14 protein-coding genes and 2 tRNA genes are annotated in these 12,925 nt (G+C 39.2%); 12 read left to right on the top strand and 4 right to left on the bottom strand.

Annotation, left to right across the window (positions count from 1 at the left end):
- The first annotated feature begins 44 nt into the window (after nt 1–44).
- Genes thiE through thiC form a run of 7 tightly spaced genes read left to right on the top strand, consistent with a single transcriptional unit; the run spans nt 45 to nt 5,671 of the window.
- Nucleotides 45–674 carry a thiamine phosphate synthase gene (gene thiE, locus E7274_RS04125; protein ID WP_304173972.1) on the top strand — a complete coding sequence of 210 codons (630 nt, stop codon included), beginning with the start codon at nt 45–47 and terminating at the stop codon, nt 672–674.
- Nucleotides 671–1,450, top strand: coding sequence for a bifunctional hydroxymethylpyrimidine kinase/phosphomethylpyrimidine kinase (gene thiD / locus E7274_RS04120; protein WP_304173970.1), 780 nt, complete (start codon nt 671–673; stop codon nt 1,448–1,450). The genes thiE and thiD overlap by 4 nt, the downstream gene beginning before the upstream one ends.
- Before the next feature lie 16 nt (nt 1,451–1,466).
- Nucleotides 1,467–1,661, top strand: coding sequence for a sulfur carrier protein ThiS (gene thiS / locus E7274_RS04115; protein ID WP_044938118.1), 195 nt, complete (start codon nt 1,467–1,469; stop codon nt 1,659–1,661).
- Nucleotides 1,662–2,297: a sulfur carrier protein ThiS adenylyltransferase ThiF gene (gene thiF, locus E7274_RS04110; RefSeq protein ID WP_304173968.1), complete on the top strand. Its 636-nt coding sequence runs from the start codon at nt 1,662–1,664 to the stop codon at nt 2,295–2,297.
- Between the two features lie 25 nt (nt 2,298–2,322).
- Entirely contained in the window at nt 2,323–3,090 is a 768-nt protein-coding gene (locus E7274_RS04105; protein WP_044938489.1) for a thiazole synthase, read from the top strand.
- Nucleotides 3,091–3,098: 8 nt separating this feature from the next.
- Nucleotides 3,099–4,352 carry a 2-iminoacetate synthase ThiH gene (gene thiH / locus E7274_RS04100; protein WP_304173966.1) on the top strand — a complete coding sequence of 418 codons (1,254 nt, stop codon included), beginning with the start codon at nt 3,099–3,101 and terminating at the stop codon, nt 4,350–4,352.
- 11 nt (nt 4,353–4,363) lie between these two features.
- Nucleotides 4,364–5,671, top strand: a complete 1,308-nt coding sequence (gene thiC, locus E7274_RS04095; protein ID WP_044938111.1) for a phosphomethylpyrimidine synthase ThiC — start codon at nt 4,364–4,366, stop codon at nt 5,669–5,671.
- Here the strand turns inward: thiC and E7274_RS04090 are convergent.
- Together E7274_RS04090 and E7274_RS04085 are read right to left on the bottom strand one after the other, a co-directional pair.
- Nucleotides 5,668–6,903: a transglutaminase domain-containing protein gene (locus E7274_RS04090; protein WP_304173964.1), complete on the bottom strand. Its 1,236-nt coding sequence runs from the start codon at nt 6,901–6,903 to the stop codon at nt 5,668–5,670. The genes thiC and E7274_RS04090 overlap by 4 nt on opposite strands.
- 157 nt (nt 6,904–7,060) lie before the next feature.
- Nucleotides 7,061–7,834 carry a histidinol-phosphatase gene (locus E7274_RS04085; protein ID WP_304173962.1) on the bottom strand — a complete coding sequence of 258 codons (774 nt, stop codon included), beginning with the start codon at nt 7,832–7,834 and terminating at the stop codon, nt 7,061–7,063.
- A gap of 70 nt (nt 7,835–7,904) precedes the next feature.
- Here E7274_RS04085 and E7274_RS04080 point away from each other — a divergent pair, with 70 nt between their 5' ends.
- Nucleotides 7,905–9,212 carry an ATP-binding protein gene (locus tag E7274_RS04080; protein WP_304173961.1) on the top strand — a complete coding sequence of 436 codons (1,308 nt, stop codon included), beginning with the start codon at nt 7,905–7,907 and terminating at the stop codon, nt 9,210–9,212.
- On the opposite strand, the gene nudC is transcribed toward E7274_RS04080, so the two are convergent.
- The gene (gene nudC, locus E7274_RS04075; RefSeq protein ID WP_304173959.1) at nt 9,209–10,057 is read right to left on the bottom strand and encodes an NAD(+) diphosphatase; all 849 of its coding nucleotides are present in this window, start codon (nt 10,055–10,057) and stop codon (nt 9,209–9,211) included. The two genes, E7274_RS04080 and nudC, sit on opposite strands and share 4 nt — an antisense overlap.
- Nucleotides 10,058–10,172: 115 nt before the next feature.
- Here nudC and E7274_RS04070 point away from each other — a divergent pair, with 115 nt between their 5' ends.
- The 4 genes from E7274_RS04070 (at nt 10,173) to E7274_RS04055 (ending at nt 12,331) form a co-directional block, all read left to right on the top strand.
- Nucleotides 10,173–10,994 (top strand): TrmH family RNA methyltransferase, encoded by an 822-nt coding sequence (locus tag E7274_RS04070; RefSeq protein WP_442960411.1) that lies wholly within the window; start codon nt 10,173–10,175, stop codon nt 10,992–10,994.
- A 22-nt stretch (nt 10,995–11,016) separates the two neighbouring features.
- Entirely contained in the window at nt 11,017–11,712 is a 696-nt protein-coding gene (gene cobI, locus E7274_RS04065) for a precorrin-2 C(20)-methyltransferase (protein WP_304173955.1), read from the top strand.
- An 18-nt stretch (nt 11,713–11,730) separates the two neighbouring features.
- On the top strand, nt 11,731–12,177 hold the full coding sequence (gene dtd / locus E7274_RS04060; RefSeq protein WP_033154467.1) for a D-aminoacyl-tRNA deacylase: 447 nt from the start codon (nt 11,731–11,733) through the stop codon (nt 12,175–12,177).
- A 70-nt stretch (nt 12,178–12,247) separates the two neighbouring features.
- Nucleotides 12,248–12,331: transfer RNA gene (locus E7274_RS04055), tRNA-Leu, on the top strand.
- 460 nt (nt 12,332–12,791) lie between these two features.
- On the opposite strand, the gene E7274_RS04050 is transcribed toward E7274_RS04055, so the two are convergent.
- Nucleotides 12,792–12,876 (bottom strand) — tRNA-Leu (locus E7274_RS04050).
- Between the last annotated feature and the right edge of the window lie 49 nt (nt 12,877–12,925).

The following is a 12,925-nucleotide window of genomic DNA, read 5'->3' as shown; positions in this document are numbered from 1 at the left end:
AGAAATCAGGTAGCTTCCGTTTTTTTATGCAAAAAGGAGGAATAATGGAATTTAATAGCGAGCTTTATTTTATTACTGACAGTACACCGTATGAGCTAGATGAATTCCTGTGGCGAGTTGAGGATGCCTTAAAGGGCGGCGTTACTTTGATGCAACTTCGAGAAAAGAATCGGACCACAAAGGAATATATTGAACTGGCACAGGCTGTCCACGAGATTTGCAGAAAGTACAATGTTCCGCTGATTATTGATGATCGTGTGGATGTAATGCTTGCTGTAGATTGTGAAGGGGTCCATTTAGGGGCAGAGGATATGCCTCTTGATATGGCCAGAAGAATCATTGGGCCTGACAAGATTTTAGGTGCTACCGCAAAGAAGGTTGATGTGGCGAAGGCGGCATATGAGGCGGGGGCTGATTATCTTGGAGTTGGCGCCATCTATCCAACTACTACAAAAGTAAAAACTATCATTACATCTACGGAGACATTGGATGCAATATGCCAGGCAGTTCCTATACCAGTTAATGCTATTGGCGGTTTAAATGCTTCTAATATGGATGTATTAAAAGGTATTGATATAGCTGGGGTATGCGCTGTTTCAGCCATTATGAAAGCAGAGTCACCTAGGCTTGCGGCTGAAAGTATGAAGAAGAAATTCAGGGAGATAAAAGGATGAAGGTAGTTTTATCAATTGCGGGAAGTGATAGTAGTGGCGGCGCAGGAATCCAGGCAGATTTGAAAACTATGACTGCCCATGGAGTCTATGGAATGACCGCAATTACTGCACTTACTGCACAAAACACTACAGGGGTTACAGAGATTGTAGAGTCAAATCCACATTTTTTGGAGGAACAAATAGATGCTTGTTTAACTGATATTCCGGCAGATGCGGTAAAGATTGGAATGCTTCCATCAGTAGAGCAGGTGAGAGTTGTTGCCAGAAAACTAAAGGAGTATGAAGTGAAAAATATTGTCGTAGATCCGGTTATGGTGGCAACAAGTGGAAGCAGATTGATGGAAAACTCCACCCCAGCAGTGATGGCAAAAATGTTGTTTCCACTGGCTAGAGTTATTACACCAAATATACCTGAAGCAGAAACCCTTACCGGCACAAAGATAGAAGACAAAATAGATATGGAGCAGGCAGCCAAAAAGCTTGGAGAACAATATGGATGTGGAGTTCTTGTAAAGGGAGGACACAGCGTAGAGGATGCAAGCGATGTTCTTTTTGACAATGGATGTGTTACATGGTTTGAAGGGGAAAGAATTCATAGCACTAACACCCATGGAACAGGCTGCACATTATCAAGTGCCATTGCATCGAATTTGGCACTGGGGTACGACTTAAAAGATTCTATCGTAAATGCGAAGTCATATATTGAAAAAGCTATCGGTGCAAATTTGGATTTAGGAAAAGGAAGTGGGCCACTTAATCATTGTGTGGCCAGCTAGAAGGAAAGGAGAAGTAATGGTTTTCTTAAATGGAAAAGAGTATGAGTTAGCAAACAAGACGCTTGCTACTGTACTGGATGATTTTAAATTTGACGTCAGAACTATTGCTGTGGAGATTAACGAAGAAATCATTTCTAAGACAACATTTAATGAGACCATCTTAAAGGATGGGGATGTTGTTGAGGTAGTAAGTTTTGTAGGAGGCGGCTGATTGATACCGACAAAGGATGAGTTCTATAAGGCACTTGTAGATAGACATGGTGCAGATAATCAAAAAAAATTCGACGAGGCTGCGGTTGCAATATGTGGGCTCGGTGGCTTGGGGTCCAATATAGCCACATGTCTTGCAAGAGCGGGCATAGGCCACTTGATTTTGATTGACTATGATTTTGTAGATGTAAGCAATCTCCATAGACAGCAGTACAAAATCAATCAGGTTGGTATGAAAAAAACTGATGCAATGGCGGCTAATCTACATGAAATAAATCCATACATAAAGATTGAGACTCATAACATAAAGCTGACCGAGGCTAACACAAAGCCATTGATAGAAAAGGCGGATATTGTCTGTGAGGCTTTTGACACACCTGAAAGTAAGGCTATGCTTGTTAATCTGGTACTAGAGCAAATATCAGATAAATATATTCTATCTAGTTCTGGCATGGCAGGATTTGGTAGTGCCAACGATATAAAGGCTAGAAGAGTATCAAAGAGATTTTATCTTTTAGGTGATGGTGTTAGCGATGTTAATGATGGTATCGGATTGATTTCATCTAGAGTGATGGTTTGTGGAGCACACGAGGCACACATGGTAATTAGAATTCTCATTGGAGAATTGGATGCATAAATGTTAATAGAAAGAGGAAAATGGAATGGAAAATGACAAACTGGTAATCGGTGGTAAAGAATTTGATTCTCGTTTTATTTTGGGATCAGGAAAATATTCGATGAAGCTTATTGAGGCAGCAACCAAAGATGCTGGAGCAGAAATAATCACTCTTGCAGTTCGAAGAACGAATACCAAGGATGAAGAAAATATTTTGGATTATATTCCAAAGAATGTAACTTTACTTCCAAATACAAGTGGTGCAAGAGATGCAAAGGAAGCAGTGAGAATAGCTAGGCTTGCAAGGGAGCTTGGTTGTGGTGATTTTGTAAAAATCGAGATTATGAGGGATACAAAATATTTACTTCCTGATAATTACGAAACAATAAAAGCAACAGAAATTCTTGCAAAAGAAGGCTTTGTAGTTATGCCTTATATGTATCCAGATTTGAATGTTGCAAGAGAATTGCAAAATGTTGGAGCTGCATCCATCATGCCGCTTGCATCACCTATAGGTTCAAATAAAGGTTTGGCTACAAAAGAGTTTATACAGATTCTTATTGATGAAATAGATTTGCCTATTATAGTAGATGCTGGAATTGGAAAGCCATCACAGGCATGTGAAGCAATGGAAATGGGGGCTGCGGCAATAATGGCAAATACTGCGCTTGCAACAGCAGGAGATTTGACACTTATGGCTTCAGCATTCAAGGATGCTATTGAAGCAGGAAGAAAAGCATACTTGGCAGGCCTTGGAAGAGTGCTTACTCGTGGCGCAGCAGCATCAGATCCACTTACAGGTTTCTTACATTAGGAGGCATCATGGAAAACACATTTTTATTTGATTCAAAGGAATTATCTGCAACAGGGCTAGAGCGCAAACATCAGATTGAGACAGACCCTTCATCTAGAATCAATCACATGGAATACTTGCCAGGTATGGATATTATTGAGTCGGATGTACGTAAAAACGTAATGGAACATTTTGATTCCTACGATTACAACAAATATACAGCTGCAGATGTCAGAAGAGCACTTGCCAACGATAAATGTACAATAGAGGATTTTAAGGCGTTTCTTTCTCCAGCTGCGGAACCTTTTTTGGAACAGATGGCCAAGAAGGCACAGCAGGAAACAAGTAAGCACTTCGGAAATACGGTATATCTTTTCACACCAATCTATATAGCCAACTACTGCGAGAATTACTGCGTATACTGTGGATTTAACTGTTATAACAAAATCAAAAGATTAAAGCTTTCATATGAACAGATAGAGCATGAAATGCAGGTTATTGCAGATAGTGGAATGGAGGAAATCTTAATTCTCACCGGAGAAAGCCCTGCAAAGTCAGATGTTGAATATATAGGCGAGGCATGTAAAATTGCTAGAAAATATTTCAAAATGGTTGGAATCGAAATATATCCTGTAAACGTAAAGGATTACAAATATCTGCATGAGTGCGGTGCGGACTATGTAACCGTTTTTCAGGAAACATACGATTCCGATAAGTATGAGACTCTGCATTTGATGGGTAACAAGAGAATTTGGCCATACAGATTTGATGCTCAGGAAAGGGCACTTATGGGAGGAATGAGAGGTGTTGCCTTTTCAGCACTTTTAGGACTTTCAGATTTTAGAAAGGACGCCCTTGCTTCAGCGCTGCACGTTTATTATTTACAGAGAAAATACCCTTACGCAGAGATGTCATTATCATGTCCTAGACTACGACCAATTATAAATAACGATACAATCAATCCACTGGATGTGGGGGAAAAGCAGTTGTGCCAGATTATATGTGCATATCGTATATTTTTGCCGTTCTGTGGAATTACAGTATCTTCAAGAGAAACGGCAGAATTTAGAAACGGGATAGTAAAGATTGCTGCTACAAAGGTATCAGCTGGGGTTTCAACTGGTATCGGTGACCATGAGGAAAAATACACAGGTGAAGAGTCTATGGACCCTTCTGGGGATGAGCAATTTGAAATTTCTGATGGCAGGAGCCTGGGTACTATGTACATAGATATTTCTGACGAAGGATTACAACCAGTTTTCAATGATTACATATATGTTTAAGGAGAAGAAGAATGAGAAAATACACAACACAGATGGACGCAGCAAGACAGGGGATTGTCACACCAGAAATGAAGCAGGTGGCGCTGAAGGAATATCGCACCCCTGAGGAAATAATGGAGCTTGTTGCCAAGGGACAGGTGGCAATTCCTGCAAATGTAAATCATAAGTGCCTTAATCCAGAAGGTGTAGGCAGCATGCTACGCACAAAAATAAATGTTAATCTTGGCGTATCTAGAGACTGTAAGGATTATGATATTGAAATGCAAAAAGTAATGGCAGCAGTGGATATGGGGGCTGAGGCCATTATGGATTTATCCAGCCATGGAAACACAGAGCCATTTAGAAAGAAGTTGGTTGATGAATGTCCAGCTATGATAGGAACTGTGCCTATATATGACAGTGTAATCCATTATCAAAGAGATTTGGCTACACTCACAGCAAAGGATTTTATTGATGTAGTACGTCTGCATGCAGAAAACGGAGTGGACTTTGTTACACTACATTGCGGTATTACTCGAAAGACAATTGACCAGATAAAGCTTCATAAAAGAAAGATGAACATTGTATCAAGAGGAGGCTCCCTTGTATTTGCTTGGATGTCCATGACAGGTGAAGAAAATCCATTTTATGAATATTATGATGAGATTTTGGATATCTGTCGCCAGTATGATGTGACAATATCTCTTGGTGATGCATGCAGACCAGGCTGTCTTGCCGATGCCAGCGACGTGTGTCAGATAGAGGAATTAGTTCGATTAGGAGAGCTAACAAAGCGTGCATGGGCCAAGGATGTTCAGGTTATGGTGGAAGGTCCAGGACATATGCCAATGGACGAAATCGCTGCAAATATGAAGATTCAGCAAAAGGTTTGCATGGGAGCACCATTCTATGTGCTGGGTCCTCTTGTAACAGATATTGCACCGGGATATGACCATATTACATCGGCAATTGGTGGGGCCATTGCTGCTCAAAATGGCGCAGCATTCCTTTGTTATGTTACACCTGCAGAGCATTTGGCTTTGCCTAATCTTGAGGATGTTAAACAGGGAATTATTGCATCAAAGATTGCAGCCCATGCAGCAGATATTGCTAAGCATGTTCCACATGCAATGGATAGAGATAACGCTATGGCAGATGCCAGACAGTGTTTTGACTGGGATAAGCAATGGGAATGCTCTATTGATCCAGAGACTGCCCAGGCTATCCGTGCTGACCGTTCACCAGAATTTGATGACACATGTTCTATGTGCGGTAAATTCTGTGCCGTTAGAAGCATGAATAAAGCCTTGGCAGGAGAGTACATAGATATTCTTGGTTAGTGGTTTTCAAATCCAGGGCCCATGTCATTAGGCTTCACATCAGGAGTTGGACCTGCACCCATGTCTTCCATAGGCGCAGGTTCATTTCTCCAATCTGTTATAGGCTCTTGAGGCTCGTTAATTGTAAAGTTGCCCTCAGTAATCTGTCCACCATTGTTATCAATATCGCTCTTTTCTACGGTTGAACCATATACGTTTGTGTAGCTCATAGCTGTTGCTGTACAAGCAGGAAGTTTACTTCCTAATTCACTTCTAGTGTGGTCATCTGAAATATCAGCATCAGTCAAATTAAAATACGTATATACGGATGAACCATAGCTTTCTGAAATAGAATCATCCCAGGTAAGATCTACATTATAAAAATCTCCATCAACTGAAATGATATTCCAAGCATGGTCACCACCAGATGCAGTACCAGTAAGGTAATAGCAGGTTAAGCCGGTTTCCTGGCAGATTAATTGGAATGCTCTTGAGTATCCAGCACATACGGTTGTACCATTAACCAAAGCTGAGTATGCACTTTGATTTAAATCCGCGTTTGTGTCATAGGTGGCCAGTTCGCAAATAGCATCATGAATGTATAGTTCTTTTTCAATATCAGAAGAGTAGGCGCTTGCAGCAGTAGAAATACTGTCTACAACGCTGTTGAACTGAGTTTTTGCTGTTTCTAACTGATCACTGGATATTCCAAAGCTTAGCTGTACCTGAACAACTGCATTTGATTTGTTATAGCCATATTTATAAGATGTGTTGAGCCAGAATAATTCAGGGTGATCATTGAATACTGAATTGATGGTTTCGCTTAATTCTGATTCAGAAAGCTCATTTACCAATGTGAAAATCTCTGTATTGTAAGCTACTGCATTTGCGTATATCTGGTTGTAAACAGCCTGTTCCTCGGAAGATAGAAGAGCTCGATAAGGATATACGGTAGAGTCAAATGTATAATCCTCACCAGTATTAACAGGCGAATCCAGTGAGCTTGAATCCTGCTCGGTGCCAGTGCCCTCCATAGGGCCATTTCCCAAGGTGTGGCTTGCGGCGGTTACGTCATCTTTGGTCTGGGAAAAGAATCCCTTTGCAGCAGCTATCGTTTCAGTTACATAGGAAATAGTATCGTTAAAATCTAAGCCCAGTAGTGGCATGCCAAATAAAACAAATCCTTCTATTGCGATTGCTATTGCAAATGTAATGATTATTCCTTTAAAAAATGATTTTGTTTTTCCCTTCATTAATTAACCCCTTAATGTGTTTCGTTATGTCTGTATTATAGAATCTCCAGAATAATAAAGCACCACGAAAACCCTAAGATTCAGCTAACCGTCACCAAAAATTCAGATAACAAAAAAGCACCAGGATAAGCCTGGCGCTTTGAATCATTATATAGTTTTATTTAATAGAACGAAGAGCACAGATATTGTCTCCAATTGTAATGTTGTGCTTATTTAAGAAAGCCATAAACTCTGGGTTAAGCTCTGGCTGACAAACAGACTGTGGGTCATGAGCGTCACAGCCAATTACAAAGTTGGCATTCATTTCAGCGGCTAAGTCAAAGAACTTGTCACAAGGATAATTTCGTTTTCCTGTAAATCCAAGAAGATTTACTTCTAGTGGAATATTTAAATCAATGGATGCGGCAATGAGACGTTCCATGTGCTTTTTATAGGTATTGTCATCGCCCTTGTAGTAAATCAAATCGGGATGGGCAAGATATGTAAACATGCCTGTTTTCATTCCCTCGATTGCTGTATCTACGTAATCAATCAAGTGCTGGTCATCAGTGGTAGGAGCACCGGCATAGAATCCATCAATCTCGTCAGGAATGAAATGCTGCCCTTGAATAATATAATCAACAGGATAGTTTCTGAGCTCTTTAATCAGAGCATCAAAGTATTTTCTAAAGTATTCTACCTCGAATCCTATGTAAATAGTGATATCGTCCTTGTATTCTTCTCTAAGCTTTACAAGTGTATCAACATAGTTTTCTAATTCCTCCATACCCATTCTGATATGTGATTTATAACTGGATGGATATGGCTGTGGTGTGTGATCTGAAAAACCAAGAATTTTAAACCCATTTGCTATGGCTGATTCGATATATTCTCGTTCACTGCCAGTGGCATGATTACATCTTGGTGTATGTGAATGGTAATTTGCTAACATAAATGTTCCTCCGACAATTGAACATAATAACACAAAATAATAAAATATGATAATTAAGGAGGATAAAATTATGTATGACAAGATATCACGATTACTTATGTTTGGGGATTTAACTGAGGATAGCATTCTTTATCAGCTGGGGAAAGCCATTGATATGGTGGAATCTGGTGATTACAACAAAAGAGAGGCAACCCGCCAGATTAACGCAATTTCAAAGCGATTACTTATGCTTGCAACGGATTATGGGTTTGATGATAATCTTTGGCATAATTATTTAACCTTCTACATTATTATGAATGAAAATCCATTTTCTCTAGTTACAGAAAAGACTGATGTTAAGCCGGGTTCGGTTAATCACTTAGTGGAAAATGATTTTCGAATTTTAAAAGAGCTTTTTGATTACGACTTTTCGCCATTGGAAAAAGAGCTTGGTATAGAATCCTTCTCCGTATTTACTAACTATAATTCTGTTAGAAAAAATGAGCAGATGTATAATCGCAATGTTAGCGAAAAGGTTAGAAAGCTTTCAAAGGAGCTTGAGGCTGCAGGGGATGAAAAGGAATTCTTTAACGTAATTACGAATTTCTATAAGGCTTACGGTGTAGGTATGTTTGGCTTGAATAAAGCCTTCAGAATCGAGGAGATAGGATTAAATGATATCAAGTTTGTTCCTATCAACAATATGGATGAGGTTGTCCTCGATGATTTGATAGGATATGAATATCAAAAGCAACAGCTAATTGATAATACGGAAAGCTTTGTAGCTGGCAAAAAAGCAAATAATGTGCTTTTGTTTGGAGATAGTGGAACTGGAAAATCTACAAGTATTAAGGCTATTGTTAATCAGTACTATGATGACGGCCTTCGAATGATTGAGATATATAAGCATCAGTTTAGATACTTATCAAAAATCATTGCCAGCATAAAGAATCGCAATTACAAATACATCATCTATATGGATGATTTGTCATTTGAAGAGCATGAAATAGAGTATAAATTCCTAAAGGCTGTTATTGAAGGTGGCGTTGAGACAAAGCCAGATAACATTTTGATTTATGCTACTTCAAACCGTAGACATTTAATAAAGGAAACATGGAATGATAGAAATGATCAGACCAACACTGACGACAGACATCATTCAGATACAGTAGAAGAAAAGCTTTCGCTTGTTCATCGCTTTGGAGTTACTATCAGCTACTCAAAGCCAATGCAAAGAGAATATATAGATATTGTTCTTGGATTGGCTTCAAGAGCAGGTATCACCATGCCAGAAGAAGAACTTATTGCCAAGGCAAAGGTATGGGAAATGGAGCAGGGTGGTCTTTCAGGAAGAACAGCCCAGCAGTTTATATATCACATATTGGGCCAGCAGAATTAATCTGCCAGCTTGTTTTCTTTGAACATTTTCATCATCTCATTTGTGAGGCTGTAGTCGAGGGGCTGTAATTCTATATCCTCTCGGCTCACCCACTGAGCATATTTTAATTCTGATTCATCCATTGTAATGGCGTCATCACCATCCACATCGCAGTAATATCCAAGCAGAATATCGCTGGCAATTCCCCAAGGCTGAGATTTGTAGTAGCGGATATTTTTAACTTTTAGTCCTGTTTCTTCCATTACTTCACGTTCAACAGTTTCTTCCATGGTTTCACCTATTTCTGTAAAGCCGGCAACCAGGGCATTGTGAGCAAAACCAGTTTTGTATTTTGTCAGTAATAGCTTATCTCCATTTTTTACACCAACTATTACAGCAGGATTGATTCTAGGATATCGTGTGTGGCCGCAATTAGGGCAAACTAAAGCACGCTCAGATTTTGAATGTTCATTCTTTGTACCACATTTTCCACAGAATCTGTTTGCCTCATACCAATCAATCAAGTGGATGGCAGTGTAGGCTGCAAACACATAGTGCTTTGGATAGAGATAATCATTTCTGATTTGTCGCATCGTATAGAACTGAAAACCTTCAGGAAGAGCGGAGGTATCAGTGTTTGTATCTGTATTGTAAAAGAAGTTTTCGCCATCAATTTCAAAGAAGTATATAGGATTAAGATTTGATTGAATGTCTTTTATTTGTGGGAAAGAAATGGTTTTGCTTACTTCATCAACATTTAATAGGATTTTTCCATCGCTATGAACAATGATTAAATCATCTGACTTGGGAACAGCGTCAGTTTTATAGCTATTATTAAGTTTGCTTGGAAAAATATCTTGAATCATATCTACCTCCGAAAATTGATTTTGTACAATTCATTATGTACTTAAAAGTGAAAATGTCAATGTTATTTTAGTATCATCGGGGTTATGGTAGAATATTGTAAATTTGTATTAAATGGTGAAAGATATGATAAAAATTGAAAGTATAGATGATAGTAGAGTTGATATATTTACAAAGTACAACGAGGCTCAGCTATATCATTATTATGAGCCTAATGGAGGCGTATTTATAGCAGAAACTCCAGAGGTAATAAAGAGGGCGCTGGCTAGAGGCGCAGAGCCTATTGCTTTTTTAGTTGAGGAAAAGGCATATGAGTCACAGGTTGTGCAGGAATTGCTGAGTGATATCAGTGATGATGTAGAGGTATTTGTGGCAGAGCTTAATGTCATCAACAAAATCACTGGTTTTAATCTTACAAGAGGAGTTTTGGCTGCCTGCAAAAGACCGAGCTTGCCTTCAGTTTCTGAAATCCTTCAAACCTCAAAACGGGTGGCAGTCCTTGAGGATGTTATGAATCCAACAAACGTAGGCGCAATATTTAGATCTGCAGCAGCCCTTGGCGTTGATGGCATTATATTAACTCATGATAGTGCAGATCCTTTCTATAGAAGAGCTGCTCGTGTTGCTATGGGAACTGTGTTCCAGGTACCATGGACATATTTTGACAAGGGTTCTGATTATGTTGCTGCTCTTAAAGAAGATGGCTTTGCAGTTGTTTCAATGGCCCTGAAGGATAATGCAATATCTCTTGCAGAACCAGTGCTGAAGGAACAGGAACGGCTTGCAATTGTATTTGGTACTGAGAGTACCGGAATCAAGCAGGAAACAATAGATGCGTCTGATTTCGTTACAATCATTCCTATGTATCATGGAGTGGATTCTTTAAATGTTGCAGCAGCCAGTGCGGTAACATTTTGGGAGTTATGCAAAAGAGAGTAATAGTTTACAGGAGACTTGATATATGGCTGGAATATTATATGGAATAGGAGTTGGCCCTGGTGATCCAGAGCTGCTTACAATAAAGGCTGTAAAGGCAATTAGGGATGCAGATGTTATTTGCTTGCCTAGAGCTGAAAAGGATAAGTGTAGAGCATATCAAATTGCTCTTCCGGTTGTGCCAGAGCTTGCTTTCAAAAAGGTTATTAGCCTCGATTTTGAAATGACAAAGGATGAGGCTAAGCTCAAGGAAATGCACGAAAGCTTTTATGGTAAATATAAGGAGCTTTTGTTTGAAGGATACAACCTTGCTTTCCTTACAATAGGAGACCCAACTGTATACTCAACATTTGGGTATATAATGAAGCTTGCAAAGAAGGATGGAATAGAAGTAGAAATCATCAATGGTATCACATCATTCTGTGGTACAGCATCTGCGGCGGGAATTCTTATCAGCGAGGCAGATGAAAATATTCATATCCTATCAGGCCAAGGAAATCTGGATGAAGAATTAGAAATGTCCGGTACAAAAATAATAATGAAAAGTGGAAAGAATGTTTCTGCAATAAAGGATAAGCTTGTAGAGATGGAAAATGCTGGAGGTATTAACGTATATGCGGTAATAGACTGTGGCATGGAAACAGAACAAATCTTTACAAGTGCTATGACTATTCCAGATGATTCAAGATATATGATGACAATTATTGTAAAAGAAAAGTAATGTGGGTAGGAGAATAAGATGAAATTTGTAGTTCAAAGAGTTAATGAAGCATCTGTAAAAGTAGATGGAAATGTAATAGGACAAATCGGAAAGGGCTTTTTAGTTCTTATTGGTGTAGCAGATTCTGATACAAAAGAAATTGCAGACAAAATGGTGAAAAAGCTACTAGGGCTTCGTATATTTGATGATGAAAATGACAAGATAAATTTATCTCTTTCAGATGTAGGCGGAGAGCTTCTTTTGATTTCTCAGTTTACCCTCTATGCTAATTGTAAGAAGGGATATCGTCCTTCTTTCATCGAGGCGGGAGCGCCAGACATGGCGAATGAAATGTATGAATACATTATTGAAAAATGCAAGGAACAGTTCCATGTTGAGACGGGAGAATTCGGCGCGGATATGAAGGTGTCTTTGCAAAATGATGGCCCATTTACAATCATTTTAGATTCAGCAGAAATCTGCTAGATTTTTAATCATTTATGGGCCTAGAAAGCCTTGACTTGCTATCTGAAATTCTATAGAATACTAAATGTTCGCAGGAATGGCGGAATTGGCAGACGCGCAGGCTTCAGGTGCCTGTGGTAGCAATATCGTGTGGGTTCAAGTCCCATTTCCTGCAGCTTAGCCTCAGTTTTTACTGGGGCTTTTTTTATACAACAAACGAGCGACACCAATTCGAAATCAACCGATTCCTAACTGGTGCCGCCCCTTAACATCGATCCCAATGGACTATACCTCTCTATCTAACTTATTTTTAAAGTAATAATTGTCGCGTGGTTAAAAAATTAATTCTCTGGTGGACCATACCTCCAATCACTAGATTTTGTAGTTACTAAATTAATTCTCTGGTGGACTATTCCTCCCTTTCTGTTTTTTTCTCTCTGTTATTTGATAAGTCTATTATACATCCTGATGGATAAATTGCAAGATAAATATACGTATAAAATATTATTTGTCAGACAATAACAATGTTCGGATGAATGTTTTGTGTATAATTCCAATTGAATAATTAGTTTTACCTCGGAAGGCGGGGTGGAGTGGAAAAGAAAAAGGCTTCGGTAAAACCGAAGCCTTCGATATGCGGAAGGCGGGACTTGAACCCGCACGCTCGCAATGAGCACAAGATCCTTAGTCTTGCTCGTCTGCCAGTTCCGACACTTCCGCGAACAAGAGATATACTATCAGAGTCTGACCAACATGTCAACAAAAAAAT

The organism is Pseudobutyrivibrio ruminis, from assembly GCF_015057245.1.
Taxonomy (GTDB): Bacteria; Bacillota; Clostridia; order Lachnospirales; family Lachnospiraceae; genus Pseudobutyrivibrio; species Pseudobutyrivibrio ruminis_E.
Note: the sequence above shows the minus strand (reverse complement) of the source record. Positions and strands in the feature narration are given on the sequence as shown.

Excerpts from the sequence above, each read along its gene's own strand:
- thiE (WP_304173972.1), top strand. The coding sequence starts at position 45 with ATGGAATTTAATAGCGAGCTTTATTTTATTACTGACAGTACACCGTAT.
- thiC (WP_044938111.1), top strand. The coding sequence starts at position 4,364 with ATGAGAAAATACACAACACAGATGGACGCAGCAAGACAGGGGATTGTC.
- cobI (WP_304173955.1), top strand. The coding sequence starts at position 11,017 with ATGGCTGGAATATTATATGGAATAGGAGTTGGCCCTGGTGATCCAGAG.
- E7274_RS04105 (WP_044938489.1), top strand. The coding sequence starts at position 2,323 with ATGGAAAATGACAAACTGGTAATCGGTGGTAAAGAATTTGATTCTCGT.
- thiD (WP_304173970.1), top strand. The coding sequence starts at position 671 with ATGAAGGTAGTTTTATCAATTGCGGGAAGTGATAGTAGTGGCGGCGCA.
- E7274_RS04080 (WP_304173961.1), top strand. The coding sequence starts at position 7,905 with ATGTATGACAAGATATCACGATTACTTATGTTTGGGGATTTAACTGAG.
- E7274_RS04085 (WP_304173962.1), bottom strand. The coding sequence starts at position 7,834 with ATGTTAGCAAATTACCATTCACATACACCAAGATGTAATCATGCCACT.
- dtd (WP_033154467.1), top strand. The coding sequence starts at position 11,731 with ATGAAATTTGTAGTTCAAAGAGTTAATGAAGCATCTGTAAAAGTAGAT.
- E7274_RS04090 (WP_304173964.1), bottom strand. The coding sequence starts at position 6,903 with ATGAAGGGAAAAACAAAATCATTTTTTAAAGGAATAATCATTACATTT.
- nudC (WP_304173959.1), bottom strand. The coding sequence starts at position 10,057 with ATGATTCAAGATATTTTTCCAAGCAAACTTAATAATAGCTATAAAACT.
- thiS (WP_044938118.1), top strand. The coding sequence starts at position 1,467 with ATGGTTTTCTTAAATGGAAAAGAGTATGAGTTAGCAAACAAGACGCTT.
- thiH (WP_304173966.1), top strand. The coding sequence starts at position 3,099 with ATGGAAAACACATTTTTATTTGATTCAAAGGAATTATCTGCAACAGGG.